This is a genomic window from Paenibacillus larvae subsp. larvae (assembly GCF_002003265.1).
GTDB lineage: Bacteria > Bacillota > Bacilli > Paenibacillales > NBRC-103111 > Paenibacillus_H > Paenibacillus_H larvae.
Genome location: NZ_CP019687.1, coordinates 140,910 through 164,352, shown reverse-complemented (window position 1 = coordinate 164,352; position 23,443 = coordinate 140,910). Strand labels below are relative to the sequence as shown.

Genomic DNA, 23,443 nt, shown 5'->3' with positions numbered 1-23,443 from the left:
GTTCCTCCCTGGTTTTTAATATAATTGTTGAATAAATTCATCAAACGTTTTAGCCCAAATAAGTTGTTCTACTCTTGCTTCCGATGTAACTAACTGATAAACCTCACGGAACAACCGTTCATAATACTCACGGTCTGTATCTGTAGGAAAAAATAAAAATACGAGCTGCACGTATTTATTGCCCCATAAAATCGGTTTTTCATTGATCCCGATATGAATACTGAATTTCTTTTCCTTCATTTTTACTAAGGGATGAGGAATGGCCGACTTGTGACCAACTTCAGTAGACGATAGCGCCTCCCTTTCTAACAGGCTTGAAAGGTAATGTTCCTTTCCAATGGCTTTCAACATGGCATTTAAAAACTGCTCTTTTGTTTTTTCATTTCCCCTAAAAAACCAATCCGGGTGCAGTGCATTTTTCATTATGCCGATATTCACCGAACGATTGATAATTTCTAAATCTTCTCTTGTTAGTAAATCGTGAATAACTATAACTTTCCGCCTCTTTGATTCATAAGGAAATGTGGAAAGTATTAATTGTACATTCTCTGGACAATATTCGATCGTATCAGTTGTATATATTCCTTGAATATCAATTTCAGGAATCCTCCGAAGCACGCGATATTTAATCAAATTCGCTGTCACGCTGTTACCAGTGTTTAAAATCGCCACTTTCATCTTTTTGCTCTTTAACCGTTCCATTGCATGGGCTAGATGAAGAGCAATGTAGCCAGTCTCCTGTTCAGGGATCCACCATTTCAACTTTTTTTCCATTCATCTGCTACTAGTACGGCCATTTGATAGGCTTGAATATAATCCGATTTAATCTGATCAAGAAGCGGATTCCTAATCGGGATTTGCCGCTGAAGTGCGATCGCTGTCTTCATTAAATGTGCTGATAATGCCTGAACCAGTTCCTCGTCTTCCGCCAAAGGATAGTGAAACTGGGCCCCGCTATTTCTTAATGACTGCTGAATTATTGGCAGATAAAAAGATGCTTCAGTCTGCCTCCATTTTTCTGGTTCAAAAAACCACTTAAATCCGATCAACTGAGCCGACAGATAAAGGACTGCATCATCAGAAAAGATGTGGTTCGCAACTTCTCCCGTTTTCTCTAACAACTTCTTCGCCAGTACATATTCTTTTGATTCCAAAGGAATCACTAATTCTAATTTGCATTTTTCTCCATCTCTTTTACATAAAATAAAAAGATGCGCAACTGTCGATGTGACTTGCTCTGGCGTAGCCAGAGCATTCTCTTTTCGAATAAGGTGTTGAACATCTTCATATAAACCTGGCATAGAATCATTTGAATCAAAGTACTTATGAATTAAAAACTTCCCTTCTTCACTCGACGTGCACTGCAATCGCGCCATCTCATGCCATAACATTCGCTTTGACCATTCACTCCCCGTTAAACGGATTCCATGGAAAATGACCGTCTCAAGCTTCAAATCTATATTCCGACGGGCAATCAGGTGAGCTATTTTTTGTACATCTGACCGAATCGTTTGATGGGAAAAATGTAGTTCTGCAGCGACTTGTTCATATGTTATCCATTCCTCTGTCTCTATCAACTTGCGAACAATAAAAAATGCCCGATCCTCATATTCCGGATAGTTCTTGCCCACATTCGTATCCAACTGACCAACAAGTTTATACCCATACCGCTTGTTCGATACAATCTCTGCATGAACTAAAAAATTCTCATTTAAATCCTTGATATCATTCCGTACAGTACGTTCGGTGACATGAAGCTTCTGACTGATTTCCCCTCCCCTCATATATTTACCAGACGATGATTGCAACAAATGTAGCAATTTGGAGTAACGCTCTTTCAATTCCATCACGCCCTTACTTCAATAATAGCGTTTTCATAATCTTTAACAAGACTGAACCTTTTCCTAAACAGATAGGAAATCGACTCAATCAGTAGAAAAGGAAACCCTTATGACAATGCATGAATGGAATCCTTTTACAAAACCATAAAAAGAGAGCTGATTCAAGGTATTACATTTCAAACACCTGAACAAGCTCGAAAAGAAATATTTAAATATATAGAGTTAAGCGGAAACGATCTATTATATAATTTATCTAATTATTTTTCCAGAACCTGAAGCGGTAAACGCTTCAATGTCCGAAATTGTAAATGGATTACAATCCCCCTGCACAGTATGCTTCAATGCTGAAGCCGTTGTCGCAAAATCGACTATTTGTTGAGCGGAATATCCGCTAAGAATCCCATGAAGAACACCAGCGGAAAAAGCATCACCACCTCCAACACGGTCAACAATCGGATCCATTTTATGAAGAGATGATTCATAATACTTTTGATCCAGCCATAATGTTCCAACCAGATCATTTGAGCTGGCAGAGTAAACTGTCCGTTTAGTGGAATACAAGACTTGAATATTAGGATATAACTCTTGTATTTTTTGATAGTAATAAATCAGTTCCTCTTCATTCCCTTGATACGGTTCAATTCCCAGTAAATAAATCGCATCCATTTTTCCAGCAGAACAATAATCAACTTGCGGCAATACTTTCTCTAAGAAAGACCCAGCTTCTGACTGACTCCATAATTTCCCGCGATAGTTAATATCAAAGCTGATTTTAACCTTTACCTTTTTAGCGTTTTCAATTATTTCTAAAAGTAATGACTCCCATCTTTTAGAAAGAGCTGGCGTAATCCCGGAAAGATGAAGGAGGTCCACATCTTTAAGCATTTCTACAAAGTTCCATTCTAATTCTTCCATTACAGCGAAACTAGAGTGCGAACGATCATAAATAACGCTGGCTGCCCGTTCACCGACACCCGCTTCCATATAATAAGTTCCTAGACGGTCTCCACCGAATAGCAAATACTCTGTAGATACACCATAACTATTTAAATGTTTCTTTACTGCTCTTCCCAAAGCATTGTTCGGAACTTTACTTGCAAAAGCTGCTTGATGTCCAAAATTAGCTAAAGAAATCGCAACATTTGCTTCTCCGCCCCCATACATCGCTTGAAATTGATGAGAACAATCAATACGAGTTCCCGCTACCGTAGCAAGTCGTAACATAATTTCTCCAAGCGTGACAACCTTCGCCATATTAGTTAGCTCCTCGAATTTGACGGAATTTTTCCATATATTGTTTCGCAACTTCTGTCACTTTCGCAAAGTCGCCTGTTTTAGCTGGAGCTAACAAATTACCTCCAACCCCGACGGCAACAACACCAGCTTTAAACCAATCTTCCATATTGCCGAGGCTGACTCCGCCCGTTGGCATAATATTCAATTGGGGCATTGGTACTTTAAATGCCGAAACAATACTCGGGCCATAGGCACTTCCAGGGAACAATTTGATAATATCTACCCCACTCTTTAAAGCACGCTGCATCTCAGTAATAGTCATACAACCCGGTAAATATGGAATCTGGTACAAATTACAGATTTCGGCAGTTTCCTGATCAAAACTTGGACTGACAATATATTCCGCCCCAGCCATAATAGCCAGGCGAGCTGTAGTAGCATCTAAAACTGTACCCGCTCCCACCACGATTTCCGGTTGATTGCTATATTCAGCAATCAACTCACGGATGACTTCGTCGGCTTGAGGAACTGTAAAGGTTAGTTCTATTCCTTTCATACCACCCGTAACGATTGCATGACTGGCTTTATTGGCTTCTTCCTTTGATGATCCGCGAACCACTGCAACTACCCCTGCAGCTTTTAGCCGATTTAGAATCTCTACTCTTCTCATTCGCGCATTTCCTTTCTCTTCAAATTTGTATAACCTTTTATAATCCAACAAATGAAAATGTCTAATTAAGCATCAAAACCAAAGTATGTCGATGCATTTTCGTAAGAAATCCTTCGGACAATATTTCCAAGTAATTCATAATCCTCTGGAAATTGTCCTTGATTTACCCATTCAGCGATCAATTCACATAGGATTCTGCGGAAATATTCATGACGGGGATAAGATAAAAAGCTACGCGAGTCTGTTAGCATACCGACAAAGTTAGCAAAAATGCCTCCTTCAGCTAAGGTAATCATTTGATGGCGCATACCTGAATAGGTATCGTTAAACCACCAAGCTGAACCAAATTGAATTTTCCCAGGTTCCTCTTCTTGAAAACAGCCCATCAACGCGACTAAAGAAATGTAATCTTTCGGGTTTAAAGAGTATAGAATTACTTTTGGTAGTTTGTTTTCTATAGTTAACCGATCAAATATTCCAGAAATCGCCGATTCTGCAGGACCATCAGTTATGGCATCTGCTCCAACGTCTGCACCGTACGCTTTAAAAAGGTTAGTATTATTATTTCTGGAAGCTTGTATGTGTAATTGGGCTGTCCATTTTTTGTCAGAATACATTTTCATCAAATCCACTAATAATTGAGATTGATAACTATCAACCTCCATTTTGGTTATTGGTTCACCAGACATAGCTTTCTGGAAAATTTTATTTATTTCTTCCTTCTTTGCGTTAACATAGTTCATATTTCCAAAACCATGATCTGACAGCCGGCACCCATTTTCATGGAAATAGTTAATACGTTGCTTCAAGGCCGTCAATAAATCATCATACTGTTGAATATCTATATCTGACATATTCCCAAGTTCTACTATATTTGTTTTGAATGTAGGCAAGGATATGTTTAAAGCTTTATCTGGTCGAAAAGTCGGAAATACTTTAAAATTATCTTCTTCAGCAGCTATTTTTTTATGGTATTCCAAATTACTTGCCGGATCATCAGTTGTACAGATTACCTTAACTTTAAATTTTTTGATGATTTCCCTTGTTGACATATTATCTTGTTGAATGATTCGATTCGCTTTTTCCCAAATTTGGGGAGCTGATTTTTTGTTAAGTACTTCATCTATTCCAAAGATTCTTCTTAACTCCAGGTGCGTCCATACATAAAGCGGATTCCCTATACATCCTTCAATCGTCTCCGCCCAGGCTAAAAATTTTTCATAATCTTCACCGTCTCCAGTGATTAGCTTTTCAAGTACACCATTTGCCCTCATTAAGCGCCATTTATAATGATCTCCGTATAGCCATGCTTGAGTAATATTTTCAAATTTTATATTATCATAAATTTCTTTGGGATCTAAATGGCAATGATAATCTATAATAGGCATTGGTTCAGCATAATCGTGATACAATTTTGTTGATACTGGATTGTTAAGTAAAAAATTATCGCCTAAAAACATATTAAACCCTCCCTAAATTTTCATGTAGTCACTTCTGTTGGTTGCCAAATATCTTCATACTTATACCCTGTTAAATCTTCAACAACTGCTTTTGTCTCTAGAGTTACATCTTCTTTACTACCACCGGCTTTAAGTCTATTAATTTCGTCTACAATGATTTTGTGTGTATCACGGTTCAGATGAAAAGTAAAGGTAATAAGTAAAGCTAAACCAACCAATACACCGGTTCCTAATAGAAAAGCCAATAGGATGGTTTGAACGGCTTGTGGTGTCTGTACTGAACTTCCTTTAATGAATCCGCCTTCATCTAAAATTAAACCAATAAAAAATGTTGCAATAGCTACTGTGGATTTACGCGTAAATGTCATAACTGCCGCATATATCCCCTCTCTTCTTTTTTGTGTGACAATTTCATCCAGATCAGGAATAAAAGGAAAGACATTCCATGGTGTACACTCTAAAATAGCTCTCCCCACCTGATAAATTAATGCAATCACATATAAAATAAAAATTGAATTAGTAGGTTGTTCCAACTATACGATATAATATGCGCCTAACATTAATAACATTAATGTATAACCGATTTGAAGTAAACGTGACGGGCCAATCTTTACAATCAAAAATCCTGCAACTAAAGTAATCAGAATCCCAATAATACTTAGTGACAATAAATTAGCTGCTGTCGCAGAGGAAATATTCAAGCAATATACAGTAAAAAATACAAAAATTGTGTTGTGGACATCTTTTCCGGTAAATGATAGTAAATATATTGCCAGATGCTTTCTAAAACCTCTGATTTTTAATGTAGAAAGATAATCCTTTACTTCCTTCTTTATTGTTCCCCAGATTCCTAATGAATTCTCCTCAATCACTACTTCATCAGGAGTTCTTTCCCAAGTAGTTTTATAAGAAATAAAAATACAAATAGCAAAAACCACCGCTAATATTAATCCGTTAACGAAATAAGGATATGCTTTATCATCCCCCATGTAAGCAATAAGACGACCAGGAATAAAGGTTGCTAAAAATGTTCCTAACGCAGATATAACCATTCGAGCAGTTGATAGTTTTGTACGTTCAACAAAACTTTCAGTCATTTCCGAGGGTAATGTTTCCCAAGGAATTAAAACGGAAGCTGCTATAATTTCAAATGCCAGATACGTAAAAAGGTAATACCAATATCCCATACCTGTTACCCAGAGTAGTGCATACACTAACATCAATGGAGAACCTATAAGCAAGAAAAAATGTCGCCTGCCAACTTTTCTACCGATTTTTGTCTTATAAAAATTATCTGTTAAACTACCAATAACCAAACTAGAAAAAGCATCTACAATCCTTGCAATACCAATAATTGAAGCTGCTTGAACTGCTGATAAGCCTGCAAATGTAGTATAGAAGAAAAGCATGAATGCACCGATTACCGTAAACGCGCCCCCACCCATTATATCGGTGAGACCAAAACCAATTGCTGTGGGTAACGAAATTTTTTCCTGTCGTTGTCTCATTACCACATTCCTCCATTGATGTTTATTTGGCTAGACAAAAAGTTATTTTTTTCACAATTAATGTTTTTAGAATCAACAAGTTTAATACAACTTGTTGATCTTTATAAAGAAAATGATTATGCATTACTTTTTTCAAGTGATTCCCATAAACCATTTAGATAAGAAATTCCTAAAGCTCTATCGTACAATCCATAACCAGGACGTCCAGTTTCTCCCCAAATCATACGTCCATGGTCAGGCCGAATATATCCATCAAATCCATTATCGTGTAGCGCCTTCATAATCTTGTACATGTCCAAAGATCCTTCAGAAGAGAGATGAGCAGATTCATAAAAGTCTCTATTTTTTATAAATTTTATATTTCTCACATGTGCAAAAGGAATTCGATTTCTCTTGGTAAACTCAGCTAAAATAGCATATACGTTATTTGACGGATCTTCTGAAATACTTCCTGTACATAAAGTAATTCCATTTGATGGACTGTCTACTACATTACAGATCCAGTCTAAATCTTCGCGGTTCTTCACAATTCTTGGTAATCCAAAGATAGAATAAGGAGGATCATCAGGATGAATAGCCATTTTAATACCTGCTTCTTCACAGGTTGGTATGATGGCTTTAAGAAAATAGGCTAAATTATCTCTTAATTTATCTTCATTTAGATCTTTATATGCCTCAAATAAAGTCTTTACATGAGCTAAACGCTCTGGCTCCCATCCTGGAAGAATATATCCCCCAGATGAGTCTTCTACGTCTTTAATAATTTCTTCTGGTGATTTATTAATTCCGTGTTCTTCAAAGGCTAAAGTATAAGAGCCATCCGGTAATTTATAGTTCAAATCAGTCTTTACCCAATCAAAAATCGGCATAAAGTTATAACAAATAACCTCTACTCCAAATTCAGCTAAATTACGTATCGTTTCTTTATAATTCCCAATATACTTATCTCTACTTGGTAACCCAATTTTTATATCATCATGAATATTAACGCTTTCAATCACTTTTAAGGTCAGTCCAGCAGCTTCAATCTCATCCTTTAACTTTTTAATCCTTTCTTTAGGCCATACATCACCTGCCGGAATATCAAAAAGTGTACCTACGATCCCTTTGACACCAGGAATTTGCCGTACTTCTTCCAAAGTGATCTTTTCATTCTCCGGACCATACCATCTGAACGTCATTTCCATATTGACAAGTCTCCTTTTTCTTCAACAACCTGATGCAAAGTATTTCTAACAGCTCCGTTTTTTTGAATCATATCTTGAAAATACGTTTCAATCCTTTCTCCCAGACCAATTTCATATAAATTCATGCCAAAAATTTCATGATTACTTAATATGGGTTTGAGAGAGGAGCGGACATTATGGATATCACTATTATCTTCAATATTTATATTTCTGAGATGCCCTTGCAAAACATCCATCAAAGGATCTGGACTTACTTTGAATGGCTCCCCTTTATCGTCAATCGCCATTAAATATCTACACCATGCAGCAATTGTTAGTGGGATAAAATTTAACATTTCAACAGATAAATCATTGCTTTCAGCATATTTTTTATGGTTTCTCCAAAACGGATAGCTATTTTTTGAGAAGTATCGGTTGCAATTCTTTGCGGCGTATCTGGTATATACTTGTTTGGTAATCGTTTTAGAATAACTTCATCAATAAACATTTTAGGATTAATAATTTCTGGATTCACCACAACTGGAAGTCCTTCTTTATATCCAATTTGTTGAACTAAAGTTAATAAATCTGGGTCTTCCATTTCTGTAGCAATAGATTCATATCCTAATAAACAGCCGAAAATGGCTAATGCTGTATGCAATGGATTGAGACATGTTGTTACCTTCATTGTGTCCGCTTTATCTACTGTATCTCGATCCGTCATTATTACTCCGACCTTCTCAAAAATGGGACGGCCATTTGGAAATTTGTCTTCTATCACTAAATAATGAGCTTCTTCTGTATTAGCAAAAGGAGCAATATTCGTATGTTTTTTTGAATGAAGAATAGTAGTATCTTCAAAGCCGCTTTCTTCCAATAGTTTTGCGATTTTTGATGAAGGATTAGGAGTAATTCTGTCAATCATACTCCAGGGGAAACTTACCAATCGGTCATCCGTTAAGTATTCTATAAACTGATTAGTAACAAATCCATTCTTTTTCCAACCTTCTGCAATCTTCATGACACTCTCCCAAAATTGTTTTCCGTTTTGCGAGAAATTATCTGTGGAGACCATCGCAATAGGCTTTGCATTTTTATTAAAACGTTGTAAAAGGAAATATACTATTTGAGATATAGTATGTTTTGGTGCAACAGGGCCATTTTTTATATCTTCAACAACAACTGAAAGCATGTCTCCATTAATGTCATGAAGTTTATAAGCCTTTTCAGTGATTGAAAATGTAGCTAATTGCAAACTCGGATTTTCAAATATATCAACCACTTTTTCCCAGTCTTCTGAATTAGAGGAATTCACATAATAACTATCCGTAGTTGAAGTGATTAGATTTTTTTCAAGAGTACCATCGGATTTCATGATAATTTGTAAAAATCTATTGTCATAAGGTCGATAAATTTTATCTATTACCTCTTTGTCATAAGTCTCAGCAACAATAACTCCGGTATCAGCTATTTTTTTATTTAGTAAATCATTTGCTATTTGTGCATGAAAACCTCGATATAGATTCCCACCACCAAAATGAATCCAAGTAGGTCTTTTTTTTGTGTTACTTTTTATTTCCTCAATTTATATCGCGGAACTGATATGTTACTTTTTTTCAAATTCGTAATGTTTTTCTTCTAAACTATCTGTCAAATGAACCATACTTCTCCTCCTTCTCTTAAACTAATATATTAGTTTTGATCACAAGCTAAATATATAGCGCTTAGAATACTTTGTCAAGAGGATTATTTTCTTGATTTAAAAAATTTTTGGTTGTTTTTTTGTATTATCTTTTAAATTCTGATATATCAGTTATATCTATAGCGCATCTTGAACGATAAATATTTATCTTCTTGTGAAGAATATTCACGAAAAATTTGATATATTAGTACTGTATATCCTTCCTATTTAGTTCTTAATATAAATTACTGTTTAAAGGTGACGATAATGAGTAGAGAAATTAATAATTTACAAGAAAAAGCTTACCAAGAAATCCGGAAAAAAATAATTTTAGGAGAATTTAGACCAGGGGTAAAAATTTCAGAAAAAGAACTAGAAGTAAAATTAAATATTGGCAGAACCCCCATTAGAGAAGCTTTGATCAGGCTTCGAAGAGAAGGATTATTATATGCTAAAGCACAAAGTGGAACCTATATTTCAAAAATAAATCTAGCGTCCGCCGATCATGCTAGATTTGTTAGAGAACATTTAGAAAAACTTATTATGTTGGAATGTTGTTCCAAATTGACTCAAGAAGATCAACATCATTTAGAGGCAATATTATTATCGCAAGAGAAAGCAGCTCTACAACAGGATAACAATCGATTCTTAGAAACAGATGATGAGTTTCACAGATATTTCTATAAACTAGTTGGTAAGGACGAGATTTGGAATTGGATGCAAACTCATAATACACACTTAAACCGATTCCGTTGGCTACGTCTAGAAGTTGTTGATTTAAAATGGGAACTTATATTAGAACAGCACCGAAATATGTTCCTGTCGGTTCTAAATCGTAATCCCGAAGAAGCAGAGTTTCTTACATCTCAACATCTTCATATGATGATCGACGAAAAACAAACACTCATCGAAACATATCCAGATTATTTTCAGTAAAAGTTTCTCAGTTGAGTTTGTATAATTGTGTAAAATAGCTTCTTCCAAAAAAATAGGAGGCCCATGTTCAAATCCCTCAAGTAGAATATTACCGTAACATCCATGTTTTATTGGAGATAGTTAAGATTACGGTATAGCTAAGCTGCTGAAATCCGTATTGAATCAAGTATTACAAGCCAGGTGATCGAACAATTGGATGCAGAACGCTATGAAAGAGCAGAGTAACGCAAGGCATATCGGAAAGGCTTATACCCGCTAAGCTCACGACACGTGTATAGGCACGCTTACTCTTCATATCCCACGCATTCGGTAGAGTCTGTAAAATAGTTTCGTATTAGGAGGTTGGCCAGCTTAATCTGGTTAACCTCGTTTATTGTTTAACATAGTTGTAGCCGGGGAGAACGATAAAATATCTGGGTAATGAGCCCGTTACACAACCTGTTTACCTGGCTATTGTATAAACCATGATTAAGCTGGTTGAGACTATGATCTCGTATAACATGCGAAGCTATGGACGTGAATGGTTAGTGGGATCCGATCCGGCAAAAAGGGCAGAGATAACTTCAAAGCATGACCTATTCCTATGGATGAACGCCAAAAGCGCTAGAAAAACATTTCAAATAGGAACACCAATTGCGGTAATTTGTTTTAATTCTTTAATGCACTATTTCGCAAAAGGCGTATTTTGACTAAATGTATGTATATAGTTAGGGCTTGCCTCTATCACTTTTTCCTTCATTCAGCAAGCCCTAAATAAGCACGATGTTCAAGCCTCTGCTACACGAACCTGTTCACCAATCGCTTGCTGCTCGATAGCAGCGGCCGGGTCACCATGACAAGCACGAAAGCAGATAAGATATGAGCCAGTTCTGGTACCGTTAACATGAAGATATCGTTGCCAAGTGGAGTCAGGAAAGCAGCTGCGAAGAGTGTCAGCATGACGATCACCAATTGAATCTTGAGCCCATTTAAAGGTCTTGCAATTTTTGTGAGCACAACTAGACTTGATCCGCCTAACACAAGTACAGCTAGCGTTCTTGCCTCCGACGTTTGAAGGCCGCTAAAGTAGGCATATAGAAACATGGTTAAGGTTACCCCTGCTAATATAACGGCATTCGGGATGGCGGATTTCAGCACCCTTTTTAAGAAACCATGGCTTACGCGCTCCCGATTCGGACTCATCGACAGGAAGAAGGCGGGAATCCCAATCATCAAGGTTCCAATTAGCGTGACATGAATCGGCATGATCGGATATGGCATTAAGATACAGGAGAAGATAATCGACAGGAGGACGGAGTATACCGTCTTCGATAGGAACAGCACCGACACTTTCTCCAAGTTGTTAATGATCTTACGGCCTTCCATGACTACTCTAGGCAGTACGCTAAAGTCGGAGGTGAGGAGCACGAGCTGCGATACCGCTTTAGCTGCGTCAGAGCCATTTGCCATCGCGATGCCGCAATCGGCTTCCTTCAGGGCGAGCACATCGTTAACACCATCACCAGTCATCGCAACGGTATGTCCTTTTACCTGCAAGGCTTGTACGAGTAATTTCTTCTGATGAGGGGATACACGGCCGAATACTGTGTATTGCTCCGCAGCATCTGCCAGTACTTGTGGATCATCGGACAACGAGCGTGCATCTATATAATGCTCCGCATCTTGAACCCCTGCACGTGCAGCAACAGCAGATACGGTGATCGGATTGTCGCCTGAAATAATCTTGATCGTGACGCCTTCCTGAGCGAAATAACGCAGGGCTTCCGGTGCTTCTTCTCTTATGCGGTCTGCGATGATCAGCATCGCTACCATTCTGGGGTGTTGAATCCGATCTTCATAGAAATCAGCTTCACTTACCTGAGCAAGCAGAAGGACGCGTCTGCCTTGATAAGCCTCTTGTTCAACCTCTTCCCTCACAAGATCATAGTGATCTTGAAGGATCATTTCTGGAGCCCCGATCACCCATGCACCTTCTGATTCAAAGGCTGCTCCGCTCCATTTTTTATCTGATGAAAAGGGAATGGTGTGTGTGACTCCAAGGTCCGGCGCATGCTCATACTGATCTCGAATGGCTTGCTGCGTTGGATTCATACTCGGCAGCGCATGGACCACACCTGAGAGCACGGCATCAATCCGCTCCTTGGAGTCTTCGGCAATCATCTTCACACTTACAAGCTCCAGATCGCCTTCGGTGATTGTTCCGGTCTTATCGAGACATAATACGTCAACACGAGCCAGTACTTCCGTCGCAGGAAGCTCTTGAACGAGCGTTTGATGCTTCGCCAGCTTGACGATGGCAATAACAAAGGTAGCGCTAGTTAATAAGACGAGCCCTTCAGGTACCATGCTAACAATACCGGATACAGCTGCAATAACGGCGTCCTGCCAGGTCCCACCTACAAACATCAGCTGTGTAAAGATAAGCATGGAACCAATCGGCAGGATCATCCACATGATGACTTTGAACAGCTTATTGACGGCAGCCTGCAGCTCAGAATTGATGCGCTTAAATCGTTTTGCTTCATTAGCAAGCTTCGCAGCATACGTGTCAGAGCCTACTTTGGTTACCATAGCATAGCCGCTGCCTGCAACAACGAAGCTGCCGGATAAAATCTCTGCTCCATCTTTCTTTCCGATCGGATCGGCTTCACCTGTTAAAAGGGATTCGTCCACCTCAATCATGGAACCAGGCAGCATGCTCGCATCAGCCGCAATTCGATCGCCTGGCTTTAGGATCATGACATCATCCATGACCAGCTCTTCTGCAGCAATCGAGGTTTCTTGACCGTTCCGTAGTACCTGAACACTTGAAACCTGAAGAACAGACAGCTTCTCAAGCGTAGCCTTGGCACGCAGTTCTTGATACAGGCCAATAATCGTATTTGATACGATGACACCAACGAATAATGCATTTTTAGGTGACCCTGCCAAGAGTACGGCAATGGCGAGTATCGCATTTAAAAGATTGAAAGTTGTAAAAAGATGCGTTCGTAGGATTTGCCATATGGTACGAGATGGGGCTTCCGGGGTCTTATTTACTTTTCCTTGCTGAACACGGATGCGTATTTCTTCTGTTGTTAGTCCAGTTCTCATGATGTAAGGTCCTCCTAAGAAAAAAGCCAATCCTGCTTCTTATGTTTTATTGTAAAAGGAGCACGTACATAAGATCTATCGAATTAGCTTACATCTATCTTACAATTTTGACAGGTTTCATTTCAAACATGATTGTCGTGACGACTCCCCATGCCTAAAGACAGGGGTTTCTCAGATCATCGAGATTCGTAACCTCATCTCTCCTGATCGCTCCGTCCGAGCCCAATTTGTATTCGTAGAGTTCCCGGATCTTCTTTCCTTTGTGGCCAACTTTAATTCTTCCGATTTTAGGACCAAACCATATCTTGTCCATCAGAAGCCAAGATACATCACTCAGCCGGCCCATACCCAAGTGCAAAAATAGCTCTCAACAATAAATACAGGTATACATACCCTATAGAGATTTTAACGGACCTCCAGAAAACATGTTTGTAATCTTATTGAAGATTTTACTATGGTCCAACCACACCGACACAATGATTGTTGAGAGAGTACGAAACCTGGTCAAAGCATATGACCAAGTTAAGGAATTAAAATAAGAAGGTGTAGCGAGATAACAAAAACCATGGAAATCAATTATGGAATTTGATGCCCTCGGATTAATTAAATTTAGAAAATAACATTAAGCAGCCATCATCCCGCTTATGATACGGGATCCATTATTATCCTTTTTAGGATTCCAGCTGATTATTTCATTTCCATTATCTATACTTGAATACTGTAAACCTAGCACTTGAGTCTTGACAATCCTGCCTACAACCAATTCACTAAAAAAGCGCTAAAATCACAACCAACAATTCATAGCAAAAAAACACTTGGGGATTATTCCCAAGTGTCTCAGACTGTCGACAAAGTCCTGTCGACAGTCTTTTTTACGAAAATACACCAACCATTCACCGCATTCATATAGTATCATATAGGTAAATAACTAGTGCGGGAGTGCTTGAATATGTTGCGAAAAACCGGTTACGAAGGACGTTCTCAAATTTCCATGGTCTCCTTGGACGAGCTTGTACCTATAGATCATTTGGTCCGCAAAATCGAATACGCCATCGATTTTAGTTTCATCTATGACATGGTTCGGGATGTTTACTGTGAGGATAACGGCCGCCCTAGCATTGATCCGGTTGTTCTTATTAAAATTGCGCTTATTCAATGCCTTTTTGGTATTCGCTCCATGCGTCAGACCATCAAAGAGATTGAAACCAACGTCGCGTACCGTTGGTTTATTGGCTATGACTTCAGTCAGCCCATTCCTCATTTCTCCACGCTGGGTAAAAATTACGTGCGCCGTTTTCGGGATACTGGACTGTTTGAGGGAATCTTTCATCGCATCCTCGAAGAAGCTGCCCGGCATGGTTTCATTGAACCTGACGTACTCTTCATCGACGCGACACATGTTAAAGCAAGCGCGAACAAAAACAAATATGTAAAACAGATCGTTCAGGAGCAAAGTCGAAAGTACCAGGATCAGCTTGATGAAGAGATCAATCAAGATCGGGCTCTACATGGAAAGAAACCGTTCGAAAAAAAGCCCAATGTCACGCAGAAGGAGGTGAAGGTGAGCACGATTGACCCGGAGTGTGGTTTGTTCGTGAAGGGAGAGTAAGAACGTGTTTTCGCCTACAGCTTCCATACCGCGTGTGATCGGAACGGGTTTGTACTCGGCGTCAAAGTAACCCCTGGAAATATCCACGACAGCCAAGTATTTGAAGATGTTCTACACGAGGTTACTCGCGTAGTTCCGGCTCCACAAGCGGTTGCCGCGGATGCAGGTTATAAAACACCAGCCATCTGCAAAATGCTGCAAGAACAAGAGATTCGTCCCGTCCTGCCGTATACCCGTCCCAAGACGAAAGAAGAATTCTTTAAAAAGCATGATTACGTTTACGATGAGCACTACGACTGCTACCTGTGTCCGGCAAATGCCATACTGTCTTACGAAACAACGAACCGTGCTGGTTATAAAATGTATCGCTCGAATCCGGCAATCTGCCAAGCCTGTCCTTTCCGGACACAATGTACAGAGAGTAAAGAGGCAGTGAAGCGTATTAGTCGTCATGTTTGGGCTGAATGTGTGGAAGAGGCGGACCACCTTCGCCATACAGAAGAAAACAAACGGATTTACGCAGAGCGAAAAGAAACCATAGAGCGAGTTTTTGCTGATTTAAAGGAGAAGCATGGTATGCGGTGGACGACCTTACGAGGACTTAAAAGCGTCACCATGCAGGAAATGCTTGTTTTTTCTGCCATGAACCTCAAAAGAATGGCGACCTGGCTCTGGAAGAGAGGTCGCCCATCTGATAAATTCAATTTTGTATTTGAAATAGGGATAAAAAACATAAAGAACTCCCGCTACTGTAGTATTTCGCGGGACTTTGTCTTCAATCTGAAACACCCTTTTCAGGGTGTTTATTTTATTTAGCTGCCTCTTTAACTATGGACACAACTGCCTTAGCCGTTTTTACAAGGTTGCTGATGGAAATACTCTCTTTTGTTGTATGTATGTTCTCATAACCAACAGCCAGATTAACAGTCGGAATTCCCATCCCATTAAAGATATTAGCGTCACTTCCGCCACCGGAATGAACTGTACTTGTCTTACAGCCGATAGCCTCCAAAGCACGTTTGGCCAGTTCAACTACTTCAGAGGAATCCTCATGCATAAAGGCAGGATAAGCAATGTCAACGTTGAACTCACAGGTTGTATGGAAATCTGCCGCTGCCGATTCCCAGGCTTCCTTCATACTTTCTACTTGCTTAGTTAATTTATCTTGTACGATACTTCTGGCTTCGGCCACGATCTCTACCCGGTCACACACAACATTGAGGGGGCCTACACCGGAAAAGCTTCCAATGTTTGCTGTCGTTTCCGAATCAATCCGCCCCAGCTTCATTCGGGAAACGGCCTTACTTGCTACCTGAATGGCACTGATGCCGTCTTCAGGATTCACGCCGGCATGAGCGGTTTTTCCATTCATGATCATCCTGATTTCTGCTCGGGAGGGGGCCGCGGTAACAATTTCTCCGATCTCGCCGTTGGAATCAAGGGCAAAACCAAACACCGCATCAATAGATCCTGCCTGCATGGCACGGGCACCGATTAAACCGGATTCCTCACCTACTGTAATCACAAATTGAATTTGACCGTGAGGGATTTTTTGTTCTTTCAGTACCCGGATACTCTCGAACATGGCCGCAAGCCCGGCTTTGTCATCGCTGCCCAAAATGGTCGTACCGTCACTACGAATAACGCCGTCCTCCCCGATTTGCGGCTTAATCCCTTTACCGGGTGCCACCGTATCCATGTGGGAAGTAAAGAAAATGGGCAGTGCCTTATCCGCTCCGTTAGCCGGAAACGTACAAATTAGATTTCCTGCCCCATGCCCGGTTTTGGCGGCAGTGTTATCCTCTGCTGCGGTAAGTCCCAGATCGCCAAACTTCTTCTTCAATACATCACAAATATTCCGTTCATCTTTAGTTACACTATCCACCTGCACGAGTTCGATGAATTCTTTTACCAATCGTTCCTGATTAATCATTTACTTTCCTCCAATACCCGACATGCGTTACAATAGTAATGTTCAGTTTTGTCCATAGAAGGGGTGAGCATTACTTTGAAACGTAACAATTTTTGGTTCAAGTTCGTTCTCTATCTTATTTTAATCACTTTTATATTGTCTACGCTACTATTATCTGTAGGCTCCCTTATGTAGCCTGTTAGTATAAAGACGTCTCCAGATTATAGGACTCGAGATTTTCTTTGACCCGCTGGAGGAATCTTCCGCAAATGACACCATCCAGTATCCGGTGATCCAAGGATAAGCATAAATTAACCATGGAGCGCACCGCAATCATATCTTGTATGACAACCGGCTTCTTCACGATGGATTCAAACGTGAGAATCGCTGCCTGAGGGTAGTTGATAATCGGGTATGATAAAATCGATCCGAAGGAGCCGGTATTATTAATCGTAAACGTTCCCCCCTGCATATCATTTAAGGAAAGTTTTCCTGCTCTCGCCCTCTTAGTCAAATCATCAATTTCTTGAGCAAGTCCTGCAATGTTTTTCTGATCCGCTTTCTGAATAACCGGGGTCATAACAGAATCCTCCGTACCTACGGCCAAGGAAAGATTAATGTCTCTCTTCACGATAATCTTATCAACAGCCCATACCGAGTTCATAATCGGGTAATCCTTAATAGCTCCAACCACCGCTTTGAGCAGAAACGCCAAATAAGTCAAATTAATGCCTTCCCTGCGCTTGAATTCGTCCTTCACTTTATTGCGGAGCTGAACCAGATTTGTGACATCTACTTCGATCATTGTCCACGCATGAGGAATTTCGGAGACACTTTGTCTCATGCGGGTAGCAATGGTATTACGCATAGGCGTCACATCGATCAATGTTTCACCCCGATTTGCCTCCTCTATTTCAATATGAGGGAGAGGAGGAGTCTCGGACAAATGGATACCTGAAGTTCTCACTGGGGTTTCCTTCTGCTTAAGCGGCTCATTGATCGCCCATCCGGTGTTCGAAGAAACCTTCTGTTCAAGATTTACCTGTGAACCCGGAACGGTCTGACCGGCAACCTTCGCGGATGCTGCATGTCCGTTCTGAATATAGGTTTCCACATCTTTGCGGGTAATTCTTCCCCCGAGTCCTGTCCCCGGAACCCGGTTTAAATCAATCCCATGTTCCGCAGCTAACCGCTGCACAGCTGGTGAATAGCGATTTCTCATACTGCCATCAGCAGGAACCCCTTCTGTCGCAGTCGGCTGGCCATCTGAAGGTGCGGGTATCTGGGCTGCCTCTTCGGCAGAGACCGGTACTTCGACAAGGCAAATTGCTTGCCCTACCGCTGCCTCTTCCCCCTCTCCGATCAGAATTTTGAGCAGCTTTCCTTCAATGGGGCAAGGCATTTCAATGTTTACCTTATCCGTAAACAATTCGCATAGTACATCGTACTGCTCCACTTGATCCCCGGGCTGTTTCAGCCACTTTCCTACTGTTGCTGAAACAAGCGTTTCAGCCAGATGAGGAACGGTAACTTCCGTGATGGTTCCTTTAACTTCACTCATGGTTCTCCTCCTTGCTACGGTTAAAACTGCGCGAGCTTACGCATGGCATCTTTGAGTTTTTCAGTACTCAGCAAGAAAAATTTTTCCATAGGAGGATTCATCCCGACCGCAGGCACATCCGGACCGCATAGACGCATCACAGGAGCATCCAAATCATATAACAGCTCCTCGGCAATGATAGCGGATACTTCGGCTCCAATTCCTCCGGTTTTATTGTCTTCATGTGCAATCAGAACTTTTCCTGTTTTAGAGGCTGCTTCCAGGATAGCCTCCTTATCCAGTGGCTGAATAGTACGCAAATCCAGTACATGTGCACTGATTCCCTCTCCGGCAAGCTCTTCCGCAGCCTGAAGTGCATAATGGACAGCAATGCCATATGTGATAACGGTTAAATCCATCCCTTCCCTTTTGACGTCAGCAACCCCGATCGGTACTTCAAAATCTTGTTCCGGCACGTCCGCTGAAAGCATCAAATAACATTTTTTATGTTCAAAGAAGAGAACAGGATCGGCATCCCGGATTGCGGCTTTCATTAACCCTTTTGCATCGTAAGGATTCGATGGTGCTACCATTTTCAAGCCCGGCGTTCCAAAAAAGACTGATTCCGGACATTGGGAATGGTACAAAGCTCCCCCGCCTGTTGCTCCATAAGGGGCCCGGATAACGACAGGACAATTCCAATCATTGTTGGACCTGTATCGGATTCTGGCTGCCTCACTTATAATTTGATTTGTAGCCGGAAAAATAAAATCGGCAAACTGGATTTCCGCAATAGGCTTCATGCCATACATGGCCGCTCCTATGGCCACTCCGACAATAGCGGATTCTGCCAGGGGAGTATCCAGTACTCTTTCTTCCCCATACAGATCACGCAAATTTTTGGTTGCGTTATTAACGCCACCTTTACCTACATCTTCACCCAGTACAAATACTTGATTATCTCGCTTCATTTCTTCTTCCATTGCGGAGCGTATTGCTTCTAAATAGGTTATAACCGCCACAAGCTATGCCTCCTTCTCCTATTCCCCGTAAACATGTTTCAAAGTGTCTTCCGGCTGTGGAAACGGGGCCGCTTCCGCGTAAGCCGTTGCTTTCTGAAGTTCTTTTTTCAGTTGGTCAGCCAGCATTTGTTCTTTTTCTTCGTCCCATAAACCGCAGTCCACCAAATACTTTTTAAACCTCGGAATCGGATCTTTCTCCCTGTTTGCTTGTACTTCTTCTTTGGTCCGGTACAGCATATCATCATCCGCGGTAGAATGAGGAGACAGGCGGTACATGTACGCTTCGATCAAAGTGGGCCCATAACCGTTCACCGCACGCTCTCTCGCTTCCTTAACAACACGGTAAACATCAAGCACATCGTTGCCGTCCACACGTTCACCGTGAAATCCGTAACCGATCGCCCGGTCAACCACCCGTCCGGCTACCTGCTTATGCTCCGGGATCGAGATGGCGTACTGGTTATTTTCACACATCAGGATAACCGGGAGTTTATGAACGCCCGCGAAGTTACACCCTTCATGAAAATCCCCTTGATTGCTTGAGCCTTCCCCGAATGTGACAAAGGAAACGAAAGGCTGTTTTTTCATCTTAGCAGCCAAAGCAAACCCTACAGCATGCGGAACCTGCGTTGTAACCGGACTGGAACCCGTAACAATCCGCTTTTCCTTATAACTGAAATGGCCCGGCATTTGCCGCCCCCCACTGCTTACGTCTTCCGCTTTGGCAAAAGCTGAAAGCATCAAGTCCTTTAGGGTTATTCCGACACTAAGTACAAAGGCATAATCACGGTAATAGGGCAAGAAGTAATCCTGACCCAAGTCAAGAGCAAAAGCTGCTCCTACCTGGGCAGCTTCCTGCCCGATACCGGATACGTGGAAAGGAATTTTGCCCGCCCTTTGCAGCAGGACAGAACGTTCGTCATATTTACGTGCTGATACCATTTTTTTATACATGTTAATGACAGTGTCATCGGATAAACCTAAAGTTCTATGTTTAGTTAGCTGTCCAATGGACATGGGGAAACCCTCCCTTTTTAACAAGTCATTTTTATTACCTGGTCCTAAGACTTGACGTTATAAGTTTATTATAAACGTAACGGGTCCGGAATACAATTCTTACATGCTAAGGGCCCGTCCGTCCACATCCAGCATAGCTTCTGCAAGTGTCTCAGTTAAGGTAGGATGAGGATGAATGGTCTGACTAACTTCCCAAGGGGTTGCATTGAGCAACTGTGCCAGGGCGGCTTCCGAAATATAGTCCGTCACATGGGGACCAATCATATGCACACCCAAAATATCATCTGTCTTGACATCTGCAATTACTTTAACAAAACCGTCTTGCTCACCGTAGACAAGCGCCTTTCCGATAGCCTTAAAACTGAATTTTCCCGTTTTGATTTCATACCCGAGTTCTTTGGCCTGCTGCTCAGTCCAGCCGACACTGGCCATCTCCGGTCTCGTATAAATACAGCGTGGAATCAGGTGGGTTTGTGCCGGGTGAATATGTTCACCGTTAAAATGTTCTACAGCTGTTATTCCTTCGTGACTGGCAGCATGGGCAAGCTGGAGCCCGCCAATCATATCGCCAATTGCGTAAATATGGGATTCGGCAGTCTGCATGTATTTATTTACCCTTACAACGCCGCCATCAACAACAACGTTCGTATTTTCCAGACCGATACCTTCGACGTTGGCTGAACGACCTATGGATACTAGCATTTTTTCCGCAGATAGCTCCACTGCTTCGTCCTGGCCTTTTTGAACTTTTACAAAAACGGATTCGTCCTTTATTTGGATGGAATTCAGATCTAACGTAACGCCATTTTTAACATTTATTCCCCGTTTTTTCAGTAAACGTTCAAATTCACGTGATATATCGGCATCCTCTGTACTGACAAGACGCGGTGCGGCTTCGATTAAGGTTACTTCCACACCGAAATCATTTAGCATAGAAGCCCATTCTACTCCGATAACTCCACCTCCGATTATTAGAATAGATTTCGGAAGCTGCTTCATCTTAAGAGCATCATCACTAGACAAAATATACTTCCCGTCCAGCTCAATACCCGGAAGCGTTTTAGGCCGGGATCCTGTAGCTAAGATCAGTTGTTTCGGTACAAATACTTCAATTTCCCCGTCCGGTTTTTCTACGGATACAGAACCGCTTCTTGGAGAAAAAATTGAAGCTCCCATTAACCGTCCCGTTCCGTTAACCACCTGAATTTTATTTTTTTTCATTAGATACTGGACGCCTTTATGAAGCTGCTCTACAATGGCTTCTTTCCGTTTCTGTACAAGCCCGAAATCAAGCTCAACGCCGCTGGTTTTTATGCCGTATATTTCACTTTTCTTCATCGTGGCCAATACTTCTGCGCTTCTGAGCAGGGCTTTGCTTGGAATGCATCCTCTATGCAGACATGTTCCTCCCAGCTTATCCTTCTCTACAATGACTACGGATTTTCCTAATTGTGCTGCTCTTATCGCTGCAACGTACCCTCCGGTACCTCCACCTAAAATAACTACATCGGTTTGATTTTGATCGCTCATTCTTCTCGTTCCTCCTAGCTCCATCTATCGCTAGCCTCATTGTACTTTTTTGCATGATGAAAAGAAAGTCCCGATCCCCATAAGGCAAATAGACATCGCTTCCATTTCCTTGTATGATAGATTTATACACTGGCAGACTTTGCCTGACGGCAAGCCGACAGTAAGAGATAGAAGGAGCAGATATGAAAACCAAAATTTCCCGTTTTATTGCCATACTGCTGTTGGTCATTCCCGGAATATTGGCAACTTACGGCTTTTTGCTGGTTAAGGATGCTTTTTTTGATCAATTTGCCCCGGAGATCGGACACGTCCCCTGGTTAAAAATGGCCTTCGGATTTATCCTTTTTCTTTTGGGTACCGGCTTTATAGGCGGATGGATTTTTTACCGGGACCGGAAACGAAACTATGTGGCCCCCAGATTTAAAGCGAAGCGGCAACAAAGTAAAGGCCGGATGCAAAAAGATACAGGTTCAACCTCTTAAAAACAAGGTTTTCCCTGTTTAATGTATCACTTAAAAACAGCTTCAATTTCCTGGCAGGTATAAAGCTGTTCTTCGCATTACAAGCTTCTATACAATTATTGTATCTGCTTTTTTCCATGCAGTGCCTGCCTTAAACGGGTTACCCCTTGTGACATGGCATGACCGCCCCCAAGAGCGGCAGCTACAGCTGCTGTCTCCATGATTTCCTGATCAGAAGCCCCGCTGCTTATTGCTTCTTCAACATGATACAAGGTGCAAATCTCATTGTTAGCAAACAATCCGATGCCAAGCGCGATCAGCTGCTTCTGTTTGGCATTTAGCGCCCCGTCCGCAAAGCATTCTCCCGTAAAGGCATGATAGGCTTCCGTAACTCTCGGAAGCTCATTCCCCATCTGGGCCATTCCTTCTTTATATGCGTCCACTTTAGCATCCATGTTCTGGTTCATCTTCACAGGAAAGTCCTCCCTAGCTGGTTACTATGATGTTAGTATTTACAGCCCGGCCCGCATCCATCCATCTATTTTCTTATTCCGGATTCGTCTTGCCTTTCCACTCCCACTCTGCTTCAATACAGCGCCTGGCCCATTCCTGCACTTTTATTTCAATAACCTGTCTGATTTCTTCTTCAGCAAGCGGTTCAAGCTTGTCCTCATTCAACTCAATCTCATCTTCTTTAACAGGTTTACCATCGATTATCGAACGGACCCGGATGGCCATGAGACCCCTTCCTTTCGTCAGCT

General features: G+C 41.3%; 19 protein-coding genes and 3 pseudogenes. 5 read left to right on the top strand and 17 right to left on the bottom strand.

All coding sequences use genetic code 11. The features are described from left to right. Positions 1–15: 15 nt before the first annotated feature. Both BXP28_RS00860 and BXP28_RS00855 read right to left on the bottom strand, forming a co-directional pair. The gene (locus BXP28_RS00860) at positions 16–774 is read right to left on the bottom strand and encodes a PTS sugar transporter subunit IIA (RefSeq protein WP_036658096.1); all 759 of its coding nucleotides are present in this window, start codon (positions 772–774) and stop codon (positions 16–18) included. Beyond that, complete coding sequence (locus tag BXP28_RS00855; protein ID WP_036658093.1) at positions 759–1,847, bottom strand: BglG family transcription antiterminator; 1,089 nt, start codon at positions 1,845–1,847, stop codon at positions 759–761. The genes BXP28_RS00860 and BXP28_RS00855 overlap by 16 nt, the downstream gene beginning before the upstream one ends. Before the next feature lie 78 nt (positions 1,848–1,925). Here BXP28_RS00855 and BXP28_RS00850 point away from each other — a divergent pair. Beyond that, a pseudogene (locus BXP28_RS00850) lies at positions 1,926–2,063 on the top strand (integrase core domain-containing protein); the annotation flags it as partial. A gap of 27 nt (positions 2,064–2,090) precedes the next feature. Here BXP28_RS00850 and BXP28_RS00845 read toward each other — a convergent pair. The 7 genes and pseudogenes from BXP28_RS00845 to BXP28_RS00820 form a co-directional block, all read right to left on the bottom strand. Further along, on the bottom strand, positions 2,091–3,095 hold the full coding sequence (locus BXP28_RS00845; RefSeq protein ID WP_023483447.1) for a sugar kinase: 1,005 nt from the start codon (positions 3,093–3,095) through the stop codon (positions 2,091–2,093). 1 nt (position 3,096) lies between these two features. Next, positions 3,097–3,747, bottom strand: a complete 651-nt coding sequence (locus BXP28_RS00840; protein WP_023483448.1) for a bifunctional 4-hydroxy-2-oxoglutarate aldolase/2-dehydro-3-deoxy-phosphogluconate aldolase — start codon at positions 3,745–3,747, stop codon at positions 3,097–3,099. 65 nt (positions 3,748–3,812) lie between these two features. Continuing rightward, a complete protein-coding gene (gene uxaC / locus BXP28_RS00835) occupies positions 3,813–5,207 on the bottom strand; it encodes a glucuronate isomerase (protein WP_023483449.1) in 1,395 nt (464 codons plus the stop codon). 20 nt (positions 5,208–5,227) lie between these two features. Continuing rightward, positions 5,228–6,616: pseudogene (locus BXP28_RS00830) on the bottom strand (MFS transporter). Between the two features lie 215 nt (positions 6,617–6,831). Next, positions 6,832–7,902 carry a mannonate dehydratase gene (gene uxuA / locus BXP28_RS00825; RefSeq protein ID WP_036658090.1) on the bottom strand — a complete coding sequence of 357 codons (1,071 nt, stop codon included), beginning with the start codon at positions 7,900–7,902 and terminating at the stop codon, positions 6,832–6,834. Continuing rightward, positions 7,893–8,189: a hypothetical protein gene (locus BXP28_RS23520; RefSeq protein WP_198963597.1), complete on the bottom strand. Its 297-nt coding sequence runs from the start codon at positions 8,187–8,189 to the stop codon at positions 7,893–7,895. Before BXP28_RS23520 ends, uxuA begins: the two co-directional genes overlap by 10 nt. A gap of 41 nt (positions 8,190–8,230) precedes the next feature. Beyond that, positions 8,231–9,379, bottom strand: coding sequence for a mannitol dehydrogenase family protein (locus tag BXP28_RS00820; protein ID WP_235430736.1), 1,149 nt, complete (start codon positions 9,377–9,379; stop codon positions 8,231–8,233). A gap of 450 nt (positions 9,380–9,829) precedes the next feature. On the opposite strand from BXP28_RS00820, the gene BXP28_RS00815 reads away from it, so the two are divergent. Next, positions 9,830–10,498 (top strand): GntR family transcriptional regulator, encoded by a 669-nt coding sequence (locus BXP28_RS00815; protein ID WP_023483454.1) that lies wholly within the window; start codon positions 9,830–9,832, stop codon positions 10,496–10,498. 777 nt (positions 10,499–11,275) lie between these two features. On the opposite strand, the gene BXP28_RS00810 is transcribed toward BXP28_RS00815, so the two are convergent. Continuing rightward, on the bottom strand, positions 11,276–13,591 hold the full coding sequence (locus BXP28_RS00810; protein WP_023483455.1) for a cation-translocating P-type ATPase: 2,316 nt from the start codon (positions 13,589–13,591) through the stop codon (positions 11,276–11,278). Between the two features lie 949 nt (positions 13,592–14,540). Between BXP28_RS00810 and BXP28_RS00800 the strand changes: the two are divergent. Further along, a pseudogene (locus BXP28_RS00800) lies at positions 14,541–16,016 on the top strand (IS1182 family transposase). On the opposite strand, the gene BXP28_RS00795 reads toward BXP28_RS00800, so the two are convergent. Next, positions 16,009–17,133 carry a M20/M25/M40 family metallo-hydrolase gene (locus BXP28_RS00795; protein WP_023485482.1) on the bottom strand — a complete coding sequence of 375 codons (1,125 nt, stop codon included), beginning with the start codon at positions 17,131–17,133 and terminating at the stop codon, positions 16,009–16,011. The pseudogene BXP28_RS00800 and the gene BXP28_RS00795 overlap by 8 nt on opposite strands. 63 nt (positions 17,134–17,196) lie before the next feature. On the opposite strand from BXP28_RS00795, the gene prli42 reads away from it, so the two are divergent. Continuing rightward, a complete protein-coding gene (prli42, locus tag BXP28_RS24810) occupies positions 17,197–17,307 on the top strand; it encodes a stressosome-associated protein Prli42 (protein WP_226989799.1) in 111 nt (36 codons plus the stop codon). A gap of 4 nt (positions 17,308–17,311) precedes the next feature. Here the strand turns inward: prli42 and BXP28_RS00790 are convergent, their stop codons facing one another. The 4 genes from BXP28_RS00790 to lpdA all read right to left on the bottom strand — a co-directional run bounded on the left by BXP28_RS00790 (position 17,312) and on the right by lpdA (position 22,221). Continuing rightward, a complete protein-coding gene (locus BXP28_RS00790; RefSeq protein ID WP_023485483.1) occupies positions 17,312–18,673 on the bottom strand; it encodes a dihydrolipoamide acetyltransferase family protein in 1,362 nt (453 codons plus the stop codon). Positions 18,674–18,693: 20 nt separating this feature from the next. Continuing rightward, positions 18,694–19,674, bottom strand: coding sequence for an alpha-ketoacid dehydrogenase subunit beta (locus BXP28_RS00785; RefSeq protein ID WP_036658085.1), 981 nt, complete (start codon positions 19,672–19,674; stop codon positions 18,694–18,696). Positions 19,675–19,692: 18 nt separating this feature from the next. Further along, on the bottom strand, positions 19,693–20,691 hold the full coding sequence (locus BXP28_RS00780; protein ID WP_036658083.1) for a thiamine pyrophosphate-dependent dehydrogenase E1 component subunit alpha: 999 nt from the start codon (positions 20,689–20,691) through the stop codon (positions 19,693–19,695). A 99-nt stretch (positions 20,692–20,790) separates the two neighbouring features. Continuing rightward, complete coding sequence (gene lpdA / locus BXP28_RS00775; protein WP_036658081.1) at positions 20,791–22,221, bottom strand: dihydrolipoyl dehydrogenase; 1,431 nt, start codon at positions 22,219–22,221, stop codon at positions 20,791–20,793. Between the two features lie 182 nt (positions 22,222–22,403). Between lpdA and BXP28_RS00770 the strand changes: the two genes are divergently transcribed. Then, entirely contained in the window at positions 22,404–22,703 is a 300-nt protein-coding gene (locus tag BXP28_RS00770) for a DUF2627 domain-containing protein (RefSeq protein ID WP_023485487.1), read from the top strand. A gap of 95 nt (positions 22,704–22,798) precedes the next feature. On the opposite strand, the gene BXP28_RS00765 is transcribed toward BXP28_RS00770, so the two are convergent. Further along, positions 22,799–23,149 (bottom strand): carboxymuconolactone decarboxylase family protein, encoded by a 351-nt coding sequence (locus tag BXP28_RS00765; RefSeq protein WP_172423859.1) that lies wholly within the window; start codon positions 23,147–23,149, stop codon positions 22,799–22,801. Between the two features lie 79 nt (positions 23,150–23,228). Continuing rightward, the gene (locus BXP28_RS00760) at positions 23,229–23,420 is read right to left on the bottom strand and encodes a hypothetical protein (protein WP_036658079.1); all 192 of its coding nucleotides are present in this window, start codon (positions 23,418–23,420) and stop codon (positions 23,229–23,231) included. Positions 23,421–23,443: the final 23 nt, after the last annotated feature.

Excerpts from the sequence above, each read along its gene's own strand:
- BXP28_RS00810 (WP_023483455.1), bottom strand. The coding sequence starts at position 13,591 with ATGAGAACTGGACTAACAACAGAAGAAATACGCATCCGTGTTCAGCAA.
- uxaC (WP_023483449.1), bottom strand. The coding sequence starts at position 5,207 with ATGTTTTTAGGCGATAATTTTTTACTTAACAATCCAGTATCAACAAAA.
- BXP28_RS00815 (WP_023483454.1), top strand. The coding sequence starts at position 9,830 with ATGAGTAGAGAAATTAATAATTTACAAGAAAAAGCTTACCAAGAAATC.
- BXP28_RS00780 (WP_036658083.1), bottom strand. The coding sequence starts at position 20,691 with ATGTCCATTGGACAGCTAACTAAACATAGAACTTTAGGTTTATCCGAT.
- BXP28_RS00845 (WP_023483447.1), bottom strand. The coding sequence starts at position 3,095 with ATGGCGAAGGTTGTCACGCTTGGAGAAATTATGTTACGACTTGCTACG.
- uxuA (WP_036658090.1), bottom strand. The coding sequence starts at position 7,902 with ATGGAAATGACGTTCAGATGGTATGGTCCGGAGAATGAAAAGATCACT.
- BXP28_RS00765 (WP_172423859.1), bottom strand. The coding sequence starts at position 23,149 with ATGAACCAGAACATGGATGCTAAAGTGGACGCATATAAAGAAGGAATG.
- BXP28_RS00760 (WP_036658079.1), bottom strand. The coding sequence starts at position 23,420 with ATGGCCATCCGGGTCCGTTCGATAATCGATGGTAAACCTGTTAAAGAA.
- BXP28_RS00790 (WP_023485483.1), bottom strand. The coding sequence starts at position 18,673 with ATGAGTGAAGTTAAAGGAACCATCACGGAAGTTACCGTTCCTCATCTG.
- BXP28_RS00770 (WP_023485487.1), top strand. The coding sequence starts at position 22,404 with ATGAAAACCAAAATTTCCCGTTTTATTGCCATACTGCTGTTGGTCATT.
- BXP28_RS00860 (WP_036658096.1), bottom strand. The coding sequence starts at position 774 with ATGGAAAAAAAGTTGAAATGGTGGATCCCTGAACAGGAGACTGGCTAC.
- BXP28_RS00795 (WP_023485482.1), bottom strand. The coding sequence starts at position 17,133 with ATGATTAATCAGGAACGATTGGTAAAAGAATTCATCGAACTCGTGCAG.
- BXP28_RS00855 (WP_036658093.1), bottom strand. The coding sequence starts at position 1,847 with ATGGAATTGAAAGAGCGTTACTCCAAATTGCTACATTTGTTGCAATCA.
- BXP28_RS23520 (WP_198963597.1), bottom strand. The coding sequence starts at position 8,189 with ATGGCGATTGACGATAAAGGGGAGCCATTCAAAGTAAGTCCAGATCCT.
- BXP28_RS00840 (WP_023483448.1), bottom strand. The coding sequence starts at position 3,747 with ATGAGAAGAGTAGAGATTCTAAATCGGCTAAAAGCTGCAGGGGTAGTT.
- lpdA (WP_036658081.1), bottom strand. The coding sequence starts at position 22,221 with ATGAGCGATCAAAATCAAACCGATGTAGTTATTTTAGGTGGAGGTACC.